A 21683-nucleotide genomic window follows, 5' to 3' on the forward strand; every position below is an offset into this window, starting at 1 on the left:
GATCTCTTTTACAAGAATAGGGTGGTCACTTTAAACCGGAATCAACTGATCTCTTTTACCGGAATGGCATGCTCACTTTTGCCAGAATTTGCACTCTATGCGATAAAATTTTAACTGCAAGCATATCTAAAGGGAGAAACAGCCATTATTCATATTATCATTGCTATAAGGGCTGTAATTACAGAATCAGATCGAGTGAGGTTAACCGCATTTTTTATGAACAGTTACAAAAGTATATTCCAAAACCTGAAACGGAAAAGATTTACATAACAGCTGTTAAAGAATATTTTAATGATTTCAACAAGGAATCAATTGCAGAGAAAAACAGAGTTATTTCTCAGCTGAAAGAATTTGAACAGAAGATTTCTTGCATAAGAGATTTACTTGCTTCAAGAAAGATTGAAGTTAAAGATTACACCGAGATGAAAACTGATTATGACAATAAAATTCATCGTCTTGAAATTAAATTAGCAGATTTGGTTGGAGAGAACATTAGTATTTCTGATTTATTAAAAACAGGAATTAAAAATTTGATGAAACTCAATGAATGCTGTAGTGAAGCGGATTTAACTCACTTTCGGAGTATTATTGGTTCAATTTATCCTGAAAAATTCACAATCGAAGAAAAGCAGTTTCGAACCGCAAGAATAAATGAGGTTGTTCAGATAGTTTACTTAATTAATGAGGAATTAGCCCCAAAGAATAACGGGACAAAGAAGAAAAAAACTTCTTTGTCCCGTCAAGTGACCACGGTGGGATTTGAACCCACACGCCCTTACGAGCACCACCCCCTCAAGATGGCAAGTCTACCGTTTCTCCACGTGGCCATAAAATAAAAAAGGTCAAGTAAAATAAATTACTCGACCTTTTGTGACCCGACTGGGGCTCGAACCCAGGACCCCATCATTAAAAGTGATGTGCTCTACCAACTGAGCTATCGAGTCATTGCTTTCAAGAAACTTTATATTGTGAGTCACAATTTGTGACCCGACTGGGGCTCGAACCCAGGACCCCATCATTAAAAGTGATGTGCTCTACCAACTGAGCTATCGAGTCATATGTTTCTTGAATGCGGGTGCAAATATAAGGAGTTTATTTTATTATTTGCAAGCATTTTTATTATAAATTTGTCTTTTTTTAACTAACGTCTACAATGCTCTAGTTTATAGGGTTTTATTAAAATGAAAAAAATCATATTATTAGGATATATGGGCTGCGGAAAGTCAACAATTGCCCAAAACCTCTCAAAAATTACCAATATTCCATTTTTAGATTTGGACAAATGCATCGAAAAAAAAGTAAATTTATCCATAAATGAGATTTTCGATCAACACGGAGAAATCTATTTTAGAAAATTAGAACACGAAATTTTTGTAGAATTACTTCAATCTTCAGAAAATAGCATAATAGGTTTAGGCGGAGGAACGCCATGTTATGCCAATAATCACGAATTATTAAAAAGAGATGATGTAGCTTCAATTTATTTAAAAGCTTCAATAGAGACTTTATTTAATAGATTGGTTAAGAACAAAAGCAAACGACCGCTAATTGCAAATATGAATGACGAGGAAATGAAAGAGTTTATTGCAAAACATTTGTTCGACAGAAGTTTCTATTATAACCAGGCACAACATAAAGTTTCGGTAGATAACAGAACAGTCGACGAAACAGTTCATGATATTATGGCGATCTTAGCTTAAAAAAGCATGATCACCTCCATTTTCATCAAAAACAACCTGAACATGTTCTAAGAGAGATGTTGATAATGAAATTCCTTTAAAATCGGCTTTTACAGGATATTTTTTATGATTTCTGTCTACGAGCACCGCGGTTTTGAATTTTTTAAGCGGAACGTCTAAGAAATGACGAACTGCATATATTAATGTTGTGCCTGAATTTAGGACATCATCAACAAGTACTAATCCCTTGTTTTCATATTCCTCTCTGGTTAATGAAGTCTGAATAGGTAGTTGTGGATTTTGCTTATCTACCTTCACTTCGCAAAGCGAAATTTTAAGTGTAGATATATTACTTAATGCCAAGGCAATTTTTTCGGCAAAAACAGATCCGTTTGATGCAATTCCGGCAATAACAACTTCTTCTTCATCAACAAAAGTCTCGTAAATTTGATACGCGATACGTTTTATTTTATGTTCGATTTCCTGATTGGTTAAGATGATGTTCTTGCTCATGATTTATTTTTTTGCTAAAATACAAATTGAATTTTAGATTTTAGATTGAAGATTTTAGATTTTTTGGAATTTGGAATTTGGAAAATTAGAATTTACTCAGTCTCTTCCTTATCAATAATATCATTTCCGTATTCGTCAATATCTCTTCTGTCTTTTTTTGTTGGTCTTCCTGTTCCGCTTTTGCGATAATGCTCTTTAGATAGTTTTAGTAATTCTAAGTGCGCATATGCTTCCGGAGAAGTTTCATTTTTTCGGTAAATATCAACCAATTTTGCACCCACACGACTTTCAGGAATGTCAAGTACGGTAATAATTTGTGTTATCTGATCTTTTCTAAAGGTGATTTTGTCCGTAGGAAAAACTTCTTTAGAAGGTTTGGCAACCTGCCCATTTACTGTAACATGGTTCTTTTTGCACGCTTCAGTAACCATATTTCTGGTCTTATAATAACGTACGCACCATAAGTATTTATCTATTCGCATAATTTTTCTAAATTCAAAGTTAAATTCTTTACAAAAATAAATCAATATTGTATCTTGCGCACCTAAAAAATTAACAATAATGAATAAATTTAAATATTATTTTATTTTATTGCTTGCCGGCATCGCTACAGTTTCTTGTAATAAAAGCGATGATGATCCTGAGATTGTACCTCTAAGAGATTATAAGGAACAATATAATACAGATAATGCTAATATCGAAGAGTATTTAAATACTAATTTTATAACTGTCGTTGATAGCCCGGGTGATCAGACAGATCAGGATGTGGTAATAGCTAAAATTACAGATCCGGCGACTCAGCCTTCTATAATGTCATATTTGAATAGTGCAACTTTTCCAAAATTGTTGACTAAAAATATAGATTTGAATGGGGTTACTTATAAAATGTATTATTTAGCTTTAAGAGAAGGTACAGGAGCGGCTCCGGTAAGTACTGATGGTGTTCTTGCTGCATATAGCGGGGAATACATTACACGTGTTGAGAAAACGGCTACTGATCCAACATATCTAAAAACAACTCCTTTTGAAAAAGTGTTGTATCCGCAAACAGTTATAGATTTGTATACCGCTATTGTTGGTTGGGGCGAAATATTTCCTGAGTTTAAAGCAGGAACTTCAGCAGCACAGCCAGACGGAACAATTAAATATAATGATTTTGGTGCAGGAGTTCTTTTTATTCCTTCTGGATTAGGTTATTACTCAGGAAGCTCTAGTATTCCGGCTTATTCGCCTTTAGTATTTAGTTTTAAATTATACAGTGTTATAAGACTTGATCATGATTTTGATGGCGTTTATGATATTAATGAAGATATTAATGGTGATCGTTATTTAAGAGATTTTAGAGACACAACATTACATCCAAACGCTCCGGTAAATCCGGATGATACAGATCTGGATGGTATACCTGACTTTTTAGATTATGATGATGATGCTGATGGTTTTTCAACTTTCTATGAAATAACAAAACCTACAACACAAGTTGGTATTGTAACTGATGCTAATGGAAATACGGTTAATTATGGCTTAAGTAAATATTATCCTTGGGATGCAATTTTAGATAATCCTGCTACACCAAATACAGATGAAACAGAACCTAGAGGAATTCCTAGAAGACCAACTGGTGAACTTGCTGATCCTACTAAAGTTGAGTCTGCAAATAATGCAAGAGCGTATATCGATGCCGATTATGCAGAGCCTGCAAGACTAAGAATACATTTAGATAAAACTTATCCTTATAAAAAGCAATAAGTTTAGTTTTAAGACAAAAAAAACCTCGAAATCACTTTCGAGGTTTTTTTTGTATAAGTAAAAAAGTAAAAATTATTTTCTTTTGATAACTCTTTCTACAGCTTCAACAATTGCCTGGTTGTTTAATTTGTATTTCTCCATTAATTGCTCTGGAGTTCCAGATTCACCAAAACTATCGTTTACAGCTACAAATTCTTGTGGAGCAGGATTGTTTAGAGCTAATACTCTTGAAACGCTTTCTCCAAGACCTCCAAGAATGTTATGCTCTTCTGCAGTTACCACACATTTTGTTTTAGCCAATGATTTAAGAATAGCTTCTTCGTCGAGTGGTTTAATAGTATGAATATTAATTACTTCAGCAGAGATTCCTTTTGCTTCTAATGCTTCAGCAGCGATAAGCGCTTCCCAAACCAAATGTCCTGTTGCAACAATTGTTACATCAGTACCTTCGCTTAGTAAAATAGCTTTTCCAATTACGAAAGGTTCGTCAGCTGGCATAAAGTTAGGCACTACCGGACGACCGAAACGTAAGTAAGCAGGACCATGATGATCTGCTAATGCTAAAGTAGCTGCTTTAGTCTGATTGTAATCGCATGTATTGATTACAGTCATTCCTGGCAACATTTTCATTAAACCAATATCTTCTAAGATTTGGTGAGTTGCACCATCTTCACCAAGTGTTAAACCTGCGTGAGAAGCACAAATTTTTACGTTTTTATCAGAATAAGCAACTGATTGACGAATTTGATCATAAACTCTTCCTGTTGAGAAGTTAGCGAAAGTTCCTGTAAAAGGAATTTTTCCTCCAATAGTTAAACCGGCAGCAATACCAATCATATTAGCTTCAGCGATTCCAATTTGGAAAAAACGCTCCGGGTGATTTTTTTTGAAATCATCAAATTTTAATGATCCAATTAAATCAGCACAAAGTGCCACTACTTTTTCGTTTTTTTGACCTAATTCAGTCATTCCCGCTCCAAAACCTGAACGAGTATCTTTACTTCCTGTATTTTCGTATTTTTTCATTTTTGTTTTTTTGCTTTAGGCAATAGGCTCTAGGCAATAGGCGTGTAGCTTACTGCTTATAGCTTAAAGCTTTTTTAATAATCGATTTGATCTGCAGAATAATTTTGAGCTAAAGCACTTGTCAACTGATCGTTGTTTGGTGCTTTACCATGCCATGCATGTGTGTGCATCATAAAGTCTACACCGTTACCCATTTCAGTATGCAATAAAATACAAACCGGTTTTCCTTTTCCTGTTCTTGATTTTGCATCAGTTAAGCCTGCAATAATCGCATCGATGTTGTTTCCTTCTGCAATTTCTAAAACATCCCAGTCAAAAGCTTCAAATTTAGCACGAAGACTTCCCATTGCTAAAACTTCGTCAGTTGTTCCGTCAATTTGTTTTCCGTTAACGTCAACTGTAGCAATAAGGTTGTCTACTTTTTTAGCAGAAGCATACATGATAGCTTCCCAGTTTTGACCTTCTTGTAATTCACCATCACCGTGTAAAGTATAGATTAAATGGTTATCTCCATTTAATTTTTTTGCCTGAGCAGCACCAAGAGCTACAGATAAACCTTGTCCTAATGAACCAGAAGCCATACGGATACCAGGTAATCCTTCGTGAGTTGTTGGGTGACCTTGTAAACGAGAGTTTAGTAATCTAAACGTAGCTAATTCTGAAACAGGGAAATAACCGCTACGTGCTAAAACGCTATAAAAAACAGGAGAAATATGTCCGTTAGAAAGGAAGAAAATATCTTCTCCAATTCCGTCCATATCAAAACCTTCTTTGCGTTCCATAATATTTTGGTATAGCGTTACCAAAAATTCAGTACAACCTAGTGATCCACCTGGGTGACCTGAGTTGACAGCATGTACCATTCGAAGAATATCTCTTCTTACTTGGATAGTTAAATCGCTTAATTGTTGTGTGTTAGGCTTCATTTTATGTGTAAAAGTTAAACTGTTGCAAAAGTAAATTTTATTTTGCGGGCTTACAAATGATTTTCTGCTTTAGTTTGCTGTAATTGTTAAAATCATGTTGTTTTTTTATTGATCTAAAAATAATAGCCGAAATCTTGTAGATACTATATAAAAGTTTTGCCACAGATGAAAAGATTAATTTGATTTTAAAAATCTGTCTAATCTTTTAATCTGTGGCAAAAAGGCATTCGTATTTAATTTTGGGCAAAAAAGGCGTTAAGATTTATTCTAATTATTATCTCCTTCGCTGTAAAAATTATTTTCTTCATCTTCAGAACCAATATCTTCCAGTTCATCATCAAGTTCTGAACCCGGAACATCTAAATCGTTTCCGAGTTTATCGCTATTTTGTTTCCACTCGTGATTATTATCCTGATTGATGATTCTCTCACCAGAAATACCTTCCGGATCAATATCTTCTAATTTATCTTCCTGATTGTAAATGTCTTCAGTGGCCGGATATTCTAAATTTTCAAGATTTCTTTCAATTTGTTCATCCTTAATTTGATCTAAATCTACAGGATTTTTTTCTTCTGAATTTATCATGATTTCTATATTTTTAATTTATATAATTTCGGTTTATGTATAATATAAAGTTAGAAAATCAATACGGTTTAGGTGTTACACTTTATTAATGTAGTTGTTGTAACTTTTACATTTGATTTTATTTTGATGATAGTAGACATATTGAAAATGTTTGGTCTTTGCGTTAGGGATAGGAGCGGCATCCTTTTGTGACAAATGTCAGGTCTTATTTAACTACGATATTTTCTGGAACAAAAGATACAGTGCATAGCCCGGCCCTTGGGAAACGCCCAAAACAAAATTGTCGAATTTTTGGAATGTTGGGTTTTCAAACTTTTTGCTTCTAAAATTGATATATTTTGTCTAATAATCGAGCAATCTAAAAATCTAACAATCTAATTTAGATAATTATCAAATTAACCTATCTTTGCCGTCCCGAACAATCGGGAGAAAAAAGAAACAGATGAAGTTTGATTTATTACAAAAAGACCCGCAGTCTAAAGCCAGAGCGGGAAGTATTACTACAGATCACGGCGTAATTGAAACGCCTATTTTTATGCCTGTTGGAACAGTAGCTTCTGTAAAAGGTGTACACCAGCGCGAACTTAAAGAAGATATTAATCCGGATATTATTCTGGGAAACACATACCATTTATATTTACGTCCTCAGACTGAAATTCTTGAAAAAGCGGGAGGATTGCATAAATTCATGAACTGGGATCGTAATATTTTGACGGATTCTGGTGGATATCAGGTGTATTCTCTTTCGAACAATAGAAAAATTAAGGAAGAAGGAGTGAAGTTTAAATCGCATATCGACGGTTCATATCACTTTTTTACTCCGGAAAATGTAATGGAAATTCAACGTACCATTGGAGCTGATATCATTATGGCTTTTGATGAATGTACGCCTTATCCTTGCGATTACAGATACGCGCAGCGTTCGATGCACATGACGCACCGTTGGTTAGATCGTTGTATCAATCACTTAGATAAAGTACCTTATAAATACGGATACGAGCAAACATTTTTTCCGATTGTTCAGGGAAGTACTTATAAAGATTTACGTCAGCAATCTGCAGAATATATTGCCAATTCAGGACAACAAGGAAATGCAATTGGTGGATTATCTGTAGGAGAGCCGGCTGAAGAAATGTATGCGATGACAGAAGTTGTTTGTGAAATTCTTCCAGAAGATAAACCGCGTTATTTAATGGGAGTTGGAACTCCGATTAATATTTTGGAAAATATTGCATTAGGAATTGATATGTTCGATTGTGTTATGCCAACGCGTAATGCCAGAAATGGTATGTTGTTTACATCAAACGGAACAATCAACATCAAAAATAAAAAGTGGGAAGCCGATTTTTCTCCAATTGATGAAATGGGACATACATTTGTAGATACAGAATACACAAAAGCGTATTTACGTCACTTATTTGCAGCTAATGAATATTTAGGAAAACAAATTGCCACAATTCATAACTTAGGTTTCTATATGTGGTTGGTTCGTGAAGCTAGAAAACATATCTTAGCAGGAGATTTTAGACCTTGGAAAGAAATGATGGTTAAAAATATGAGTCAAAGACTATAAAATATGTTGATTTGTTTAATCGTTTATTCGGTTAAACGTTTAAACAAATAATCGATTAAACTTTGCTATGTTAACAATAATAGATAAGTATATTTTAAAACGATATTTAGCCACTTTCTCGGTGATGATACTTTTATTTATTCCGATTGGGATCGTAATTGATGTCTCTGAAAAGGTGAACAAAATGTTGGAAAACAAAATTCCGTTTACTCAGATCGCAATCTATTATTACAATTTTACAATATATTTTGCGAACTCTTTATTTCCAATATTTTTGTTTTTGTCGGTAATTTGGTTTACTTCAAAATTGGCCAATAATACTGAAATCATTGCAGTTTTGAGTTCAGGTATTTCATTTACTCGTTTTTTGCGACCTTATATTATTGGTGCTTCTATCGTTTCGGTTTTTGTACTTTTAATGGGGTTTTTCATAGTTCCTGCAGCAAGTGAAGGCTTTAATAATTTTAGATATACCTATTTAAAAGGAAACGGGAAACAGCTCATGCGGGGTGAAAACACCAATGTTTACCGACAAATTAATGACAACGATTTTATTTTTGTAAACAGTTTTAATGAAGAATCGAAAACTGCCTTTAATTTTTCGTTAGAACATTTTGAAAAAGATCAGTTAAAGTATAAGATTACTGCAAGCCGCATCAAATGGGATCCTAAAAAGAAAACCTATACGATGTACGATTACACCAAAAGAACACTTGGCGAACTGAATGATGTAATTGAAAAATCGCCTGAAAAAAATACTAAGTTCAAATTTGAATTGGAGGATTTAACCCCTGTAGTTTATATAGCCGAGACTTTGAGTTTGGGTAAACTTTATAAGTTTATTGAAAAAGAAAGAAAACGTGGTTCAGGAAATATTAATACCTATTTAGTAGTTCTTTATAAAAAATATAGTGTACCGGTTTCGGCATTTATTTTAACCATTATTGCTGTTGCAGTTTCGGCTATGAAACGCCGTGGCGGTATGGGAATGAATCTTGCCATCGGAATTGCGATTGCATTTTCGTTTGTGTTTTTTGATAAAATATTTGGTACTCTTGCCGAAAAATCTACTTTCTCACCTTTATTAGCTGTTTGGTTTCCGAATATGGTTTTCGGAGTTCTGGCAATTTACTTATTACGTAATGCGAAACGATAATTTAAAAAGTTATTTAAATCTTCATTTAATTGTTTTTATCTGGGGATTTACCGCCATATTAGGAGCTTTAATTACTATTGATGCTGAAAACTTAGTTTGGTACAGAATGCTTTTGGCCGGACTTTTTCTTGCCGGTTTTATAGTTTATAAAAAACAATCGTTTGTAATATCAGCTCAGTCTTTTGCAAAATTAATTTTTGTCGGATTGCTGATTGCACTTCATTGGATTTTCTTTTTCAAGGCCATTCATGTTTCTAATGTTTCCATAACACTCTCTATTTTTTCGCTTGGAGCTTTTTTTGCCTCTTTATTAGAACCACTTTTTTACGGAAGAAAAATATTGTGGTACGAAGTATTCTTCGGATTAATTATCATAGGAGGTTTAGCATTAATTATGCAGGTAGAAATTAAATACCTGAACGGAATGTATTACGCATTGGCTTCTATTATCTTAGGAGTTTTGTTTACGTTGATGAACGGAAAATTAATCTCTGATCACGAACCTTCAGTAATTACATTTTATGAATTTGGAGCAGGAGTTTTCTTTATTTCTATTTATTTTTTAGTACAAGGAAAATTCAACGCTGATTTTTTTGTAATGTCTCTTAATAACTGGATTTTGTTATTGATTTTAGCATCTGTTTGTACGGCTTATGCTTTTACTGCATCAGTAAAAGTTATGCAGAAGCTTACGCCTTACACGGTGATGTTAACGACTAATTTAGAGCCTGTTTACGGAATTATGCTGGCTTATTTTATTCTTGGAGGAAAGGAAAAAATGAGTACAGAATTTTATATTGGCGCCATTATAATTGTAATTACCGTTATCTTAAATGGTGTTTTTAAACATTATCAAAATAAGAAGAAAGTGTAATATTTTCCTTATTTTTAAATTGCATTTTTATATTTTAAACACGAATTAACGACACTAATAATATAATATTTTTATATTTGCGGTTCGATTTAAAAACAAAATTCAAAAATCCATGGAATATTTAGATTTTGAGCTTCCAATCAAAGAACTTGAAGAACAGTTAGAAAAGTGTGTTATAATTGGAAAAGAATCTGAAGTTGATGTAACACCAACTTGCAAGGAAATCAACAAAAAATTAGAACAAACTAAAAAAGATATATATAAGAATCTTACTGCTTGGCAACGAGTACAGCTGTCAAGGCATCCAAACAGACCTTATACTTTAGATTATATCAGAGCTATATGTGGAGAAACTTTTTTAGAACTTCATGGAGACAGAGGATTTAAAGATGACAAAGCAATGGTTGGTGGTCTGGGAAAAGTAAACGGACAGTCGTTTATGATCGTAGGACAACAAAAAGGATATAATACAAAAACACGTCAGTACCGTAACTTCGGTATGGCAAATCCTGAAGGATATCGTAAAGCTTTGCGTTTGATGAAAATGGCAGAGAAATTCGGAATTCCGGTTTTAACTTTAGTAGATACCCCGGGTGCATATCCAGGACTTGAAGCTGAAGAAAGAGGACAAGGAGAAGCTATTGCCAGAAATATTTTTGAAATGGTTCGCTTGAAAGTGCCAATTATTACCATTATTGTTGGTGAAGGTGCTTCAGGAGGAGCTTTAGGAATAGGTGTTGGAGATAAAGTGTACATGTTAGAAAACACTTGGTACTCTGTAATTTCCCCGGAATCATGCTCTTCTATTTTATGGAAAAGCTGGGAATACAAAGAACGTGCAGCAGATGCCCTGAAATTGACATCATCTGATATGAAAAGACAAAAATTAGTTGATGATGTTATACCGGAACCACTTGGCGGAGCACACTACGACAGGGAAACTACTTTTAAAACCGTAGCGGAATACATTACAAAAGGATATAATGAACTGAAAGACTTATCAACAGCCGACTTAATTGCCCAAAGAATGGACAAATATAGTAATATGGGGGAGTATAAGGAGTAAATTCTTACAGAATTATTTAAAATCCGAAGCCTTACAGTTTCGGATTTTTTTTTGGTTATCAACAAAAAACACTTATTTATAAACAATTAATAGTTATAACTCGATAGCAATTTTTTTTTAAAATTTGTTACTTTCGCTATATGGAAAATTTCAAAAACATAAATCCTGTAAAGGTAGAAAAAACCACAATTATTAATTTAGAAAAAGGAAAGTTACCACCACAAGTACTTGAATTAGAGGAAGCTGTGCTTGGGGCAATGATGATTGATAAAAAAGGTGTGGATGATGTAATTGATATTTTGCAGCCTGATGCTTTTTATAAAGATGCACATAAATATATTTTTGAAGCGATTGTTCAGCTTTTTACTGAAACGCAGCCAATTGACTTATTAACGGTTTCAAGCCAGCTGAAAAAAAATGGAAAATTAGAACTTTCCGGTGGAGATTTCTATTTGATTCAGTTGACTCAAAAAATCGCCTCTTCTGCACATATCGAATTTCACTCTCGTATTATACTTCAAAAATATATTCAGAGAAGTTTGATCAGAATTTCTTCTGAAATTATTGAAGAATCGTATGATGAAACTACGGATGTTTTTGATTTGCTGGACAAAGCCGAATCAAAACTTTACGAAGTTACACAGGGAAATATTAAACGAAGTTCTGAAACCGCACAGAGTTTAGTTTTACAAGCAAAAAAACGTATTGAGGAAATTGCAGGTAAAGAGGGATTGAGTGGAGTTGCAACTGGTTTCGAAAAACTGGATCAGGTAACTTCAGGATGGCAGCCTTCAGATTTAATTATTATTGCAGCCCGTCCTGGTATGGGTAAAACCGCGTTTGTACTTTCGATGGCTAGAAATATTGCGATTGATTATGGACATCCGGTTGCTGTTTTCTCTTTAGAGATGGCATCTGTACAGTTAATCACAAGGCTTATTTCATCAGAAACCGGTTTGTCTTCGGAGAAATTAAGAACTGGTAAATTAGAAAAGCACGAATGGGAACAGCTAAGTACTAAAGTAAAAGATTTAGAAAAAGCACCATTATTTATTGATGATTCACCGTCACTTTCTATTTTCGATTTACGTGCAAAATGTAGACGTTTGGCTTCGCAACACGGAATCAGATTAATCATCGTCGATTATTTGCAGTTGATGACGGCTGGAGGAAGCGGAAAAGGAGGAGGAAACCGTGAGCAGGAGATTTCTACCATTTCCCGAAACTTAAAAGCGTTGGCAAAAGAGCTTAACGTTCCGGTAATTGCTCTTTCGCAGTTATCACGTGCCGTTGAAACGCGTGGATCAAGTAAACGTCCGTTGCTATCAGATCTTCGTGAATCTGGAGCGATTGAGCAGGATGCTGATATTGTGTCCTTTATCTATCGTCCTGAGTATTATAAAATTGAAGAGTGGGATGATGACGAACAATCTCCAACCGCTGGTCAGGCCGAATTTATTATAGCGAAACACCGTAATGGTGGATTAGAAAATATTCGATTAAAATTTATCGGAAATTTAGGTAAGTTTGATAACCTGGAAGATTTTACCGGAGGTTATGATGATTTACCATCAAAAATGAATCACGATGATAATCCGTTTATTACTAAAAATCTGCCTTCTGCAAATGAAGCGTTTGGTAGTAATTTAAATGACGACGACGACGATAGCGATGTTCCGTTTTAATATAAAAAAACTTAAAAAAAAATAAAAAATCCCTACAAGTTAATTGCTTGTAGGGATTTTTTTTATTCAATTATTACTTAATTCTGTGTACGATTTTACACAAAAAATATTTCTTATATAAAGATTAATTCGGTAGTTTAGCAAAACCATTAACAAACCTAATACTATTAACTAATTAAAATTGTAAAACTATGAGTGAACAAAGTTTCCCTGGACCTATTGAAATTCCATTGGCTGTTGCTAAAGTATGGGAGAAGAGATACGAGGACAACACAACCGTTGAAGACAACAAAAACAAAGTAAAATCTTATCTAATACCGCGAGAAAGTTTAGAAAAAGTTTTGCAGCTTGATGCTGATGCTGTTCGTGCTTATATTGGTATTAATGACCAAAGAGAAAAGACATTACTTTTTGTTGGGGCAAAATTTGATGAAGTGACTGGCAAATATATTGATGTATACGGACCACCTTCTTCATCACAACAAAATAAAGCGGCAGCAGAAGACGATGTTATCGTTTACGATGGTGCACGCCCTACTCCTCCGTATTAATTTAATAAATAGTTTAAAGTGGATGATTTTTTAATTTACTCAGGTTATTTGATTTTATTATTAAATCTTATACTGTATTCATATAGCTTTTTCCGAAAGGGAGAAGCTAATGTTTTTTTTGTCTCTTATTTGGCTTTTGCATTTGTAATGCAATTTTCTATGGAATTAATGTATCACCTTCGTATGAATAATTTATTTGTCGTCAATATATTTTTTATTGGTCAAATGATACTATTAGGATTGTTTTATAATTCATTATTAGAAATTAAAAGTCAAAAGATATTTGTGAAGACTAGTTTGGCTATTGCATTACTGGTTTTAGTCATACAATTTGTCATGGATTCAAGCGAATTTTTAAAGTTTAATTTATTTGAAATTACGTTAACCTCCTTATTGATAGTTGTTTTTGCTTTGATTCACTTTTATAATATGCTTACTGAAAGTAAAAAATTCTACTATGTAAGTATTGGTTTAGTGTTTTATTTATTAGCAAGTACTGTTTTGTTTTTGATAGGAAACCTATCTTCCGGACTTAGTAATGAAGTAAAATATCTAACCTGGATGTTAAACGCTTTTTTAATTTTAATATATCAATTGTTCATTTTATATGAATGGATAAAAAGCTTTTCCAAAAGAACTTCTTTAATTTAATGATTACCGCAATAAAGAATATTTTGATATGAATACACATTCAATTCCTGAAAAAGAACTTGTTGCGATAATTTTGTACATCTCGCTTTTCTTTATAATTGTTGCAGTTGCTTTGATCATATTCTTTTATTTCTCCAGAAAAAAAATTATTCAGAAAGAGTTAGAAAAGAAAGACTTAGTATTACAATACCAAAAAGAGCAACTTCATGCGGTCATTATTACACAAGAAGAAGAACGTAAAAGAATTGCCCAGGATTTGCACGATGATATTAGTTCTAAACTAAACATAGTGTCATTGAACAGTCATTTGTTGACTTCTCCTAATCTAACAGAAGCAGAAACGGCTGAGATTACTGAAAATATCATTAACTTAACCACAAAGGCTTTAGAGAATTCCAGAAAAATAGCCCATAATTTATTGCCTCCGGTTTTTGAAAAATTTGGATTAAATGCAGCTATCGAAGAATTATGTGAAGAGTTTGAAAGCAGCAAAGCAGTAAAAGTTTATTATAAAAATGAAATTGATTTTGATGATAAGGATATAGATCGGCATTTGCATGTTTTCAGAATTCTGCAAGAACTAATGAATAATTCTTTGCGACATGGAAAAGCAACTGAAATTTGGATTTCTTTTAAAATTACTGACCAAATTTCTTTCTGTAATTATGAAGATAACGGAAAAGGTTTTGATGCAGAAAATAGTAATAATCAGAAGGGACTTGGCATGAAAAATATTGATAGCCGAATTTCTTTTTTAGACGGAACCATCGAAATAAATTCTCAAATAAATAATGGGATTGCTGTAATGTTTACTTTTTAAGGATTATTTTGAGATTAATATCACAAGGCAACCAATAAATCGGAGTAATTTACATGTTTTTTCAAGCATATTTTGTAATTTCGGTACATCCAAAACCAAATACATAGATAAAATGAGTGGCGTAATTAAAATTGCTTTGGTTGATGACGAAGTTTTATTTCGGAAAGGAATCTCTTTTTTACTACAAAGAGAGGAAAATATTGAGATTATTTTCGAAGCTTCAGACGGAGAAGAACTAATTTCAAAATTAACAAGCAGCCTCTTAAAGCCTGATATCATTGTCATGGATTTGAAAATGCCAGTGCTAAACGGTGTCGAAGCCACAAAGATTATCCGTAAAGCTTATCCCGATATCAAAATCATAGCCCTGACAAGTTATGACACAAAATCATTTATTGCCAACATGATTCAGATTGGCGCCGTTGCATATCTAATAAAAAATACAACCCCTAAAGATTTAATTCACACAATTAATGAAGTAGCCCGAAAGGGGTTTTATTATAATCAAACAGTTTTAAAAACAATTCAGGAAACCATTGTGTCTTCTAAAAACAATAAAGGTCATTTAGAAACAGGCTTCCTTTCACCTCGCGAAATAGAAATTCTTCAACTTATTTGTCAGCAAAAAACAACTACAGAAATAGCCGATCACCTTTTTTTAAGTCCAAGAACTGTTGAAGGACACCGCAATAATTTGCTGCTGAAAACAGAATCCAGAAATATTGCAGGATTGGTCGTTTACGCTATTCAAAATGAAATAGCGGTTTTAACAATTTAAACTAACTTGCTAAAAACTGAATTGATAGTACGTAATAAAAAATTATAGTAAGTATGAGTATACCTATACCTATTTTTTGTATTACATTCAATCCTTTTGGTTGATTCTTACTTTCATTGGATTTCATGGTTAAACTTTTCATTGATTTATTTAATTGGTTATTTGAAGAACAAATTTAAAAAGAAAGTATCTCTAGTTTGTAGGTGTTTATACGTGATTTTGTAAAAATTAACTTTAATTTTATACATATTTCTCTGTTTTTTATAACAGCACTTTAACTTAATAAATTAAAGCAGCTATTGTGTTTTTAGATTCTTCCTTTATATCTTTACTAAAATAATTTTCTGATGCGTAAAAGTTTAGTTTACATCTTTATATTTCTTCTTTCATTAACTGCTAAAGCTTCGTTTATTTTGCTTCCGATGGATGAAACTACGCAGCAAAATCATCTAAAAGCATACGGAATTACATACTGGTGCTTAAGTAAAGATTACAAAGCCAGTTGGTTACTGAATTATAGGGGAGGTTCATTTCTACTTCCAGATGTAGAAGAAATTCGTAAAGAATGTAAAATTCGTGGTGTAAGTTTTGAAGTCCTTTCAGATAGCGAAGAAACTTCGATTTTAAATGAAATCTCGAGTCCTTCTCAAAATATGGAGTCCGTTATTCTTGAAAAAGCACCAAAAATTGCCGTTTATACTCCAAAGGGAAAAAAACCTTGGGATGATGCGGTGACATTAGTTTTGACTTATGCGGAAATTCCTTTTACCCCAATTTACGACGAAGAAGTTTTAAGTGATCAATTACTTCTTTATGATTGGCTGCACTTGCATCATGAAGATTTTACCGGTCAATACGGGAAATTTTATGCTGCTTATAAAAATACACCTTGGTATATAGATCAAAAAAGAGATGCAGAAGCATTGGCAACAAAATTAGGATATGCGAAAGTATCTCAGGAAAAAGGAGCTGTCGCTAAAAAAATTAGAGATTTTGTCATTGGTGGCGGATTTATGTTTGCAATGTGTTCTGCAACAGATAGTTTTGATATTGCACTCGCTGCAGATGGCGTTGACATTTGCGAAGCAATGTTTGATGGCGATGCGAGCGAATCTAATTATCAGGCAAAATTGAAGTATGAAAATTCATTTGCTTTTAAAAATTTCACACTTGAAAGACGCCCTGAGCAATATGAATTTTCAGATATTGATATGACAACAAAACGCAGGATTCCGGTTGAAAAAGATTATTTTACTTTGATGGAATTTTCTGCAAAATGGGATCCAATTCCAAGTATGTTATGCCAGAATCATACGCAATTAGTGAAAGGTTTTATGGGGCAAACGACTTCATTTGATTCCGCTTTAATTAAATCGAATGTTTTAGTAATGGGAACTTGCGAATTAAATGGCGAGTCCAGATACATTCATGGAGAAAAAGGAAAAGGAATGTTTACTTTTTTTGGAGGTCATGATCCGGAAGATTTTCAGCATCAGGTTGGAGATCCGCCAACGGTTTTAGATTTACATCCCAATTCTCCGGGTTACAGATTAATTCTGAATAATGTTTTATTTCCTGCTGCCAAAAAGAAAAAACTTAAAACATAATTTAATTTAAGGAAAACTCGAACCAAATAGGAATATGATCTGATATTCTTCGGGCTTCGTCTAAGGAATTAAATTTTTTGTGAAACGAAATTACTCCCGAGTTAATGTATTGAACCGTATTTTTTTTATAAAATATATTATCAAATTCAGATGCTAAGCAATTGTCAGCTTTGCATTTTTGTTTTAAAGTTGTTTTTTGCTTTTCGAAAATAGGAGAGTAGCCCATCTTTTTTAATGGATTAAAGACAGTATGCGTTTGCGGACAATTAAAGTCGCCAATAAAAACGAGTTTTAGATTTGGGTATTCTTCAGGAAGAAATTTAAAATATTTAATTTCAGTTTCCGGTTGTTTACTTTTTGTAATCGCATGAAAGTTTACTAATGTAATTGTTCTTCCGTTAATTTCGAAAGTAGCAAAATAAGGTTCGCGATTAATTTCCAGATTATATTTTTTTTCTAACCAGGTATTTCCTTTGAGTTTAGTTTTATTTGTTTTCCAGATATAAGCGTAACGCTCTCTTTTGTAGCTGGTTCCACTTGTAGGATTGCTAATGCTATAATCCCATTGCAAACCCTTTTCGTTTAAAATCCCTGTTAGTTTAGCCACAGCCTGAGCGCCGCCATAACCGGCAACAACCTCTTGAATGGCAATAATATCGTAACTACTGATAGTATTCGCTATATAATTTAATTGAGAATCTGTTTTTGATTTCCCTAAGTTTTCTATATTCCAAGATAGAATTTTGACTTGAGAAAAGGATTGAATTGTAAAGAAGAAGATAAAAAGACTTAAAATATTTTTCATGCAAATTTTAAATACCAAATATACGCTTTTCAAATTTTGACAATTACGACTTCAATATTATTTTAATTTATAATTCGAAATGAGTAAAAGGCAATTTAAATTTAATAACAATTAATGCTTTTTGTATCTGTTTTTTAGAGCAGTAGATATAATTATAATTTGCAAAACCAGAAGAGCAGGTATAAAGATAAATTTCCAGTCAACCTCTAACCATCCCGTTTTTTCAGATACAAAAGCGAAACTTATCGATAAAAAGAGACAAAGTATCATTGTTTTCATTATAATCTTATTATTACTGGTATTTAATTTTGATATTAATCTTCGATATAGAATTTCTTCAGAATCAGAATTGGTTTTATGTTTCATTTTTGGTTGATAGATTTAGCAAACTTAAATTTATATAACACCATTTCCTTACGTTAAACCGTAAAAGAGATAAATATTAGACCAAACCGAAATCTTTAGCGATAGCAATTAAGTGAACATTATTATTTGCTTTAAAGTATATTTTCAGTTTATTGATCCTTTTTTCTATGCTACTTGGCCCATTAGGCGTTATAGACAAAGCCTTAAATTCATTTGATATACTATCTAAAATGTAGCCCTGAGCAAGTAATTTTAAAATAGATATATCGTAAGATTCAATTTCAATGAAAGATTTATCATTAAAATTAAACGATAAATCAGACGAAAGAATCCTTTCCTCATTCTTAAACGTTCTTCCTATCGCTGTTTTTAATTCATTAATGCTGTTTCGGCCTTTAGACACATAAGCATTAATTCCGTGCTCATTAAATAATGATTTTATACGATATGACTTATCTTCAATTGAAAAAACTATTTTTTTTATGTCAGGCTGAACTTTGTTTAGAGCTTCTATAAGTTCCTCGCCACTGGAAATATTGGTTTCCCGATGATCTGTTTTAAATGATAAATCGCTTATCAATAAATCATAAGGTTCATTATTTTTAATGCCCATTTTTATTTTGATAAGGGCATCGTCACAGTATTTTACATGATCGATAGTTGGTATTTTTAAGTCTTCAAGTACTTGAATGACCGTAATACTTATACTATCTAAATCTTCGGCGACTAAAACTTTTTTAAACATATTGATAAATTTATGAAAGAAAATAGAAACTTAATTCAGGTTATTTGTGAGAATTATTTTCAAAAATAATGCTTTCATTACTAACATGATTACGGGTTTCCTCATTTACATCCATTTTTTTAAATTAATTGTCATTTCTTTATACGGTCATCATTTTTACTTTCTCAAAATACTTTAACGTACAGGAAATTTAAATGACACCTTGAATCCTTTATCTGGTTTAGCATCAAAAGTAATTTCTCCTTTTATAGCCTGAATTCTATTTTCTGCATTGTGTAAACCATTTTTAAAACTCACATTGTCTAGATTAACTCCTATTCCATTATCGGCGTAGTTAATAATAATATTTCTTTCAGCCTTCTTAAAAGTGATTCCAACCAATGTTGCATTACTATGTTTTTTCATATTGACAAGCAATTCCTGTAATACTCTATAAACCGCAATTTTCTTATTTCGATCAATTTCTTCCCACGAAATAGTATCCAAGCCAGTAATTAAGAGATTAATATTACTGGTATCGAATCCGGAAATCATTTCTTTTAAATAGAAAAGATATTTTTCAGTAGTTATAATAGGACTATTTTCTTTTGAGATATCTCGGGTTCGGAAATAAATAGCATCCAAATGATTCAATAATTGTTCTTTATTTTCAATAATAGAAAGATTTTTATTCTCGGCAAAAGCCATCGTATGGTAAATATCATTAGCGAGTTCATCGTGCAATTTTTTCGAAATGCGTGTTTCACTTTGATAAGTAGCTTCAATTTTTTCCTTATTTGATCTTGAAGTCAAATAAAAATATAGAATTAAGATTAGGCATAAACTAAAAACAATGATAATGTAAGACACAATATTTCTATTTCTTTGTCTTTCTAATTGCAATTCATTTTCTGTTTTATTTGTTTTCAGTTTTATATTTTCATCCTTTTCTTTCTTAAAATCATATTTAACTTTTGCAAATTCGTTCTTTAATTTTTGTTTAATCACAGTAATACTATCATTTATTCTAATGTATTTTAGAGCATATTTTTTTGATTCTTTCTCGTCGCTATTTTCTATTAACATTTGTAAAGTCGATAATCTATCCTCCACACTATTTATAATTGTATATTTTTCATAGCTCAACTTCAAGTATTTCATAGCCATTACAGAATTATTTTTTTGATAAAACTTAGCAAGATTAAAGTAACTTCTCCCTATACCTGCAATATCTTTTGTCTTAATTCTTATTTCTAAAGCTTTAGTTAAATATGGTAAAGCTTTCGGATCGCCTAAACTAAAATAGCAATAACCAATATTATCCAATGCTCTCGCATGATCTTCAGGGAATTTTTTAACCCCGTTCGTACTTAGTAAAGGAAGAAAGACCTGTAAGGCTTCATTATATTTTTTTTGCAGAATTAAAACATATGCAATATTATTTTTAGCTGCAGATTTTCTCCATTCAGTAGTTTTTAGGAGTAAAGTTTTATTGAAATAAAATAAGGCATTTTCATAATCATATGTATTAATATAATTAATTCCTAAAATCGTATAAGTATTCCATGCATGTTTAGGATTTTTAATATGTTTTAAATACGGAATTGCTTCTGTTACTGTAGATTCACTTCCGCTGTAATCACCTTGATTTTGCTGAATATCAGCCATTCGGTTTAAAGTACTTACAAAATTCTCAGTATCTGTTTTTGGATTACAAATAAATTTTACCTTGTTATAATAATAAAAGGCACTATCAAATTTTTGGTTATCATAAAATGTGTCAGCAATAGCAATCAGTTTTTCAACTTCTTTTTTGGTGTTTTTTGTTACAATAATATCATTATTCTTTTTCTGACAAGAAAAAATAATGATGATTAAGGCAACCGTTATATAAAGATAGAATTGTATTCTTTTTAGTTTCATGTCCCAAAAATATATAATTCTAAAATCTGGGAACACGTATAAATACGGTATTTTCTATTATTTTTTTGAATTCAAAAATCAGATTCTCATTTACAAGCAGATACAAATAAACCCTCAATAGTGAGGGTTTGCATTTGTAAAAAAGTTGTAAAGTTTATCTTTATAAAATTATGAAGCTCTCATGCCTGTTGTAATACCAATTCTGTTCCATGCATTAATAGTAATAATCATCAAGATAATCTCAGCAAGATATTTTTCATCAAATAAGCGCGCAGCATTTTCATAAACTTCATTAGAAACATGTTTGTTTATTAAAGTCACTTCTTCAGTTAGCGCTAAAATTACTTTCTCTTCTTCAGAATAAATATCGGCTTCACGCCAAGCACTTAGCAAATAAATACGCTGCTCAGATACACCATATTTTCTGGCATCAGCAGTATGCATATTAATACAATAAGCACAACCGTTAATTTGTGACGCACGAATTTTGATTAATTCCTTATGTACAGGAGTCAATGAAGTGGTAGAAATATATTTTTCTAAATTCATTAATGCCTGATAAGCTTCAGGGGCAACTGTTGGAATAACGATTCTTGATTTCATTTTGTGTGTTTTTAAAAGTTTGA

At 32.3% G+C, this 21683-nt stretch carries 22 protein-coding genes and 3 tRNA genes; 12 read left to right on the forward strand and 13 right to left on the reverse strand.

Annotated features, from left to right (window positions below):
* Positions 1–744: 744 nt before the first annotated feature.
* From EV143_RS20690 to EV143_RS20700, 3 genes are all read right to left on the reverse strand, one after another.
* Positions 745–827: transfer RNA gene (locus EV143_RS20690), tRNA-Leu, on the reverse strand.
* Positions 828–871: 44 nt separating this feature from the next.
* Positions 872–944: transfer RNA gene (locus EV143_RS20695), tRNA-Lys, on the reverse strand.
* A 39-nt stretch (positions 945–983) separates the two neighbouring features.
* Positions 984–1056 (reverse strand) — tRNA-Lys (locus tag EV143_RS20700).
* A 125-nt stretch (positions 1057–1181) separates the two neighbouring features.
* Here EV143_RS20700 and EV143_RS20705 point away from each other — a divergent pair.
* On the forward strand, positions 1182–1700 hold the full coding sequence (locus tag EV143_RS20705) for a shikimate kinase (RefSeq protein ID WP_133509819.1): 519 nt from the start codon (positions 1182–1184) through the stop codon (positions 1698–1700).
* On the opposite strand, the gene EV143_RS20710 is transcribed toward EV143_RS20705, so the two are convergent.
* Both EV143_RS20710 and EV143_RS20715 read right to left on the reverse strand, forming a co-directional pair.
* Positions 1692–2192: a phosphoribosyltransferase domain-containing protein gene (locus EV143_RS20710; protein WP_133509820.1), complete on the reverse strand. Its 501-nt coding sequence runs from the start codon at positions 2190–2192 to the stop codon at positions 1692–1694. The genes EV143_RS20705 and EV143_RS20710 overlap by 9 nt on opposite strands.
* A gap of 92 nt (positions 2193–2284) precedes the next feature.
* Positions 2285–2674 carry an RNA-binding S4 domain-containing protein gene (locus EV143_RS20715; RefSeq protein WP_133509821.1) on the reverse strand — a complete coding sequence of 130 codons (390 nt, stop codon included), beginning with the start codon at positions 2672–2674 and terminating at the stop codon, positions 2285–2287.
* Positions 2675–2753: 79 nt separating this feature from the next.
* On the opposite strand from EV143_RS20715, the gene EV143_RS20720 reads away from it, so the two are divergent.
* Entirely contained in the window at positions 2754–3941 is a 1188-nt protein-coding gene (locus EV143_RS20720; protein ID WP_133509822.1) for an FKBP-type peptidyl-prolyl cis-trans isomerase, read from the forward strand.
* A gap of 72 nt (positions 3942–4013) precedes the next feature.
* On the opposite strand, the gene EV143_RS20725 is transcribed toward EV143_RS20720, so the two are convergent.
* From EV143_RS20725 to EV143_RS20735, 3 genes are all read right to left on the reverse strand, one after another.
* Positions 4014–4967 carry a transketolase family protein gene (locus tag EV143_RS20725; protein WP_133509823.1) on the reverse strand — a complete coding sequence of 318 codons (954 nt, stop codon included), beginning with the start codon at positions 4965–4967 and terminating at the stop codon, positions 4014–4016.
* 74 nt (positions 4968–5041) lie between these two features.
* Entirely contained in the window at positions 5042–5893 is an 852-nt protein-coding gene (locus tag EV143_RS20730; protein ID WP_133509824.1) for a transketolase, read from the reverse strand.
* A 267-nt stretch (positions 5894–6160) separates the two neighbouring features.
* Entirely contained in the window at positions 6161–6478 is a 318-nt protein-coding gene (locus EV143_RS20735; RefSeq protein ID WP_133509825.1) for a hypothetical protein, read from the reverse strand.
* 442 nt (positions 6479–6920) lie between these two features.
* Between EV143_RS20735 and tgt the strand changes: the two genes are divergently transcribed.
* The 10 genes from tgt to EV143_RS20785 all read left to right on the forward strand — a co-directional run bounded on the left by tgt (position 6921) and on the right by EV143_RS20785 (position 17239).
* On the forward strand, positions 6921–8051 hold the full coding sequence (gene tgt, locus EV143_RS20740; protein ID WP_133509826.1) for a tRNA guanosine(34) transglycosylase Tgt: 1131 nt from the start codon (positions 6921–6923) through the stop codon (positions 8049–8051).
* A 67-nt stretch (positions 8052–8118) separates the two neighbouring features.
* Positions 8119–9207: an LptF/LptG family permease gene (locus EV143_RS20745; protein ID WP_133509827.1), complete on the forward strand. Its 1089-nt coding sequence runs from the start codon at positions 8119–8121 to the stop codon at positions 9205–9207.
* Positions 9194–10081 carry a DMT family transporter gene (locus EV143_RS20750; protein ID WP_133509828.1) on the forward strand — a complete coding sequence of 296 codons (888 nt, stop codon included), beginning with the start codon at positions 9194–9196 and terminating at the stop codon, positions 10079–10081. The genes EV143_RS20745 and EV143_RS20750 overlap by 14 nt, the downstream gene beginning before the upstream one ends.
* 112 nt (positions 10082–10193) lie before the next feature.
* Positions 10194–11147, forward strand: coding sequence for an acetyl-CoA carboxylase carboxyltransferase subunit alpha (locus tag EV143_RS20755; RefSeq protein WP_133509829.1), 954 nt, complete (start codon positions 10194–10196; stop codon positions 11145–11147).
* Positions 11148–11287: 140 nt separating this feature from the next.
* Positions 11288–12832: a replicative DNA helicase gene (gene dnaB / locus EV143_RS20760; protein WP_133509830.1), complete on the forward strand. Its 1545-nt coding sequence runs from the start codon at positions 11288–11290 to the stop codon at positions 12830–12832.
* Between the two features lie 191 nt (positions 12833–13023).
* The gene (locus EV143_RS20765) at positions 13024–13383 is read left to right on the forward strand and encodes a hypothetical protein (RefSeq protein ID WP_133509831.1); all 360 of its coding nucleotides are present in this window, start codon (positions 13024–13026) and stop codon (positions 13381–13383) included.
* A gap of 18 nt (positions 13384–13401) precedes the next feature.
* Positions 13402–14034, forward strand: a complete 633-nt coding sequence (locus EV143_RS20770; protein WP_133509832.1) for a hypothetical protein — start codon at positions 13402–13404, stop codon at positions 14032–14034.
* 28 nt (positions 14035–14062) lie between these two features.
* Positions 14063–14854 carry a sensor histidine kinase gene (locus EV143_RS20775; protein ID WP_133509833.1) on the forward strand — a complete coding sequence of 264 codons (792 nt, stop codon included), beginning with the start codon at positions 14063–14065 and terminating at the stop codon, positions 14852–14854.
* Between the two features lie 112 nt (positions 14855–14966).
* Positions 14967–15632, forward strand: coding sequence for a response regulator transcription factor (locus EV143_RS20780; protein ID WP_133509834.1), 666 nt, complete (start codon positions 14967–14969; stop codon positions 15630–15632).
* A gap of 347 nt (positions 15633–15979) precedes the next feature.
* On the forward strand, positions 15980–17239 hold the full coding sequence (locus EV143_RS20785) for an asparagine synthetase B (RefSeq protein ID WP_133509835.1): 1260 nt from the start codon (positions 15980–15982) through the stop codon (positions 17237–17239).
* Between the two features lies 1 nt (position 17240).
* On the opposite strand, the gene EV143_RS20790 is transcribed toward EV143_RS20785, so the two are convergent.
* The 5 genes from EV143_RS20790 to EV143_RS20805 all read right to left on the reverse strand — a co-directional run bounded on the left by EV143_RS20790 (position 17241) and on the right by EV143_RS20805 (position 21660).
* Positions 17241–18044, reverse strand: a complete 804-nt coding sequence (locus EV143_RS20790) for an endonuclease/exonuclease/phosphatase family protein (protein WP_133509836.1) — start codon at positions 18042–18044, stop codon at positions 17241–17243.
* A gap of 111 nt (positions 18045–18155) precedes the next feature.
* On the reverse strand, positions 18156–18410 hold the full coding sequence (locus EV143_RS21580) for a hypothetical protein (protein WP_166638196.1): 255 nt from the start codon (positions 18408–18410) through the stop codon (positions 18156–18158).
* A 76-nt stretch (positions 18411–18486) separates the two neighbouring features.
* Positions 18487–19155 (reverse strand): DNA-binding transcriptional response regulator, encoded by a 669-nt coding sequence (locus EV143_RS20795; RefSeq protein WP_133509837.1) that lies wholly within the window; start codon positions 19153–19155, stop codon positions 18487–18489.
* Between the two features lie 174 nt (positions 19156–19329).
* The gene (locus EV143_RS20800; protein WP_166638197.1) at positions 19330–21057 is read right to left on the reverse strand and encodes a tetratricopeptide repeat-containing sensor histidine kinase; all 1728 of its coding nucleotides are present in this window, start codon (positions 21055–21057) and stop codon (positions 19330–19332) included.
* A gap of 168 nt (positions 21058–21225) precedes the next feature.
* Positions 21226–21660: a carboxymuconolactone decarboxylase family protein gene (locus tag EV143_RS20805; protein ID WP_133509838.1), complete on the reverse strand. Its 435-nt coding sequence runs from the start codon at positions 21658–21660 to the stop codon at positions 21226–21228.
* Positions 21661–21683: the final 23 nt, after the last annotated feature.

It is taken from the genome of Flavobacterium chryseum, assembly GCF_004362015.1.
In the GTDB taxonomy this organism is placed as follows: domain Bacteria; phylum Bacteroidota; class Bacteroidia; order Flavobacteriales; family Flavobacteriaceae; genus Flavobacterium.

Coding starts and splice junctions, on each gene's coding strand:
- EV143_RS20705 (WP_133509819.1), top strand. CDS start 1,182: ATGAAAAAAATCATATTATTAGGATATATGGGCTGCGGAAAGTCAACA.
- EV143_RS20710 (WP_133509820.1), bottom strand. CDS start 2,192: ATGAGCAAGAACATCATCTTAACCAATCAGGAAATCGAACATAAAATA.
- EV143_RS20715 (WP_133509821.1), bottom strand. CDS start 2,674: ATGCGAATAGATAAATACTTATGGTGCGTACGTTATTATAAGACCAGA.
- EV143_RS20720 (WP_133509822.1), top strand. CDS start 2,754: ATGAATAAATTTAAATATTATTTTATTTTATTGCTTGCCGGCATCGCT.
- EV143_RS20725 (WP_133509823.1), bottom strand. CDS start 4,967: ATGAAAAAATACGAAAATACAGGAAGTAAAGATACTCGTTCAGGTTTT.
- EV143_RS20730 (WP_133509824.1), bottom strand. CDS start 5,893: ATGAAGCCTAACACACAACAATTAAGCGATTTAACTATCCAAGTAAGA.
- EV143_RS20735 (WP_133509825.1), bottom strand. CDS start 6,478: ATGATAAATTCAGAAGAAAAAAATCCTGTAGATTTAGATCAAATTAAG.
- tgt (WP_133509826.1), top strand. CDS start 6,921: ATGAAGTTTGATTTATTACAAAAAGACCCGCAGTCTAAAGCCAGAGCG.
- EV143_RS20745 (WP_133509827.1), top strand. CDS start 8,119: ATGTTAACAATAATAGATAAGTATATTTTAAAACGATATTTAGCCACT.
- EV143_RS20750 (WP_133509828.1), top strand. CDS start 9,194: ATGCGAAACGATAATTTAAAAAGTTATTTAAATCTTCATTTAATTGTT.
- EV143_RS20755 (WP_133509829.1), top strand. CDS start 10,194: ATGGAATATTTAGATTTTGAGCTTCCAATCAAAGAACTTGAAGAACAG.
- dnaB (WP_133509830.1), top strand. CDS start 11,288: ATGGAAAATTTCAAAAACATAAATCCTGTAAAGGTAGAAAAAACCACA.
- EV143_RS20765 (WP_133509831.1), top strand. CDS start 13,024: ATGAGTGAACAAAGTTTCCCTGGACCTATTGAAATTCCATTGGCTGTT.
- EV143_RS20775 (WP_133509833.1), top strand. CDS start 14,063: ATGAATACACATTCAATTCCTGAAAAAGAACTTGTTGCGATAATTTTG.
- EV143_RS20780 (WP_133509834.1), top strand. CDS start 14,967: ATGAGTGGCGTAATTAAAATTGCTTTGGTTGATGACGAAGTTTTATTT.
- EV143_RS20785 (WP_133509835.1), top strand. CDS start 15,980: ATGCGTAAAAGTTTAGTTTACATCTTTATATTTCTTCTTTCATTAACT.
- EV143_RS20790 (WP_133509836.1), bottom strand. CDS start 18,044: ATGAAAAATATTTTAAGTCTTTTTATCTTCTTCTTTACAATTCAATCC.
- EV143_RS21580 (WP_166638196.1), bottom strand. CDS start 18,410: ATGAAACATAAAACCAATTCTGATTCTGAAGAAATTCTATATCGAAGA.
- EV143_RS20795 (WP_133509837.1), bottom strand. CDS start 19,155: ATGTTTAAAAAAGTTTTAGTCGCCGAAGATTTAGATAGTATAAGTATT.
- EV143_RS20800 (WP_166638197.1), bottom strand. CDS start 21,057: ATGAAACTAAAAAGAATACAATTCTATCTTTATATAACGGTTGCCTTA.
- EV143_RS20805 (WP_133509838.1), bottom strand. CDS start 21,660: ATGAAATCAAGAATCGTTATTCCAACAGTTGCCCCTGAAGCTTATCAG.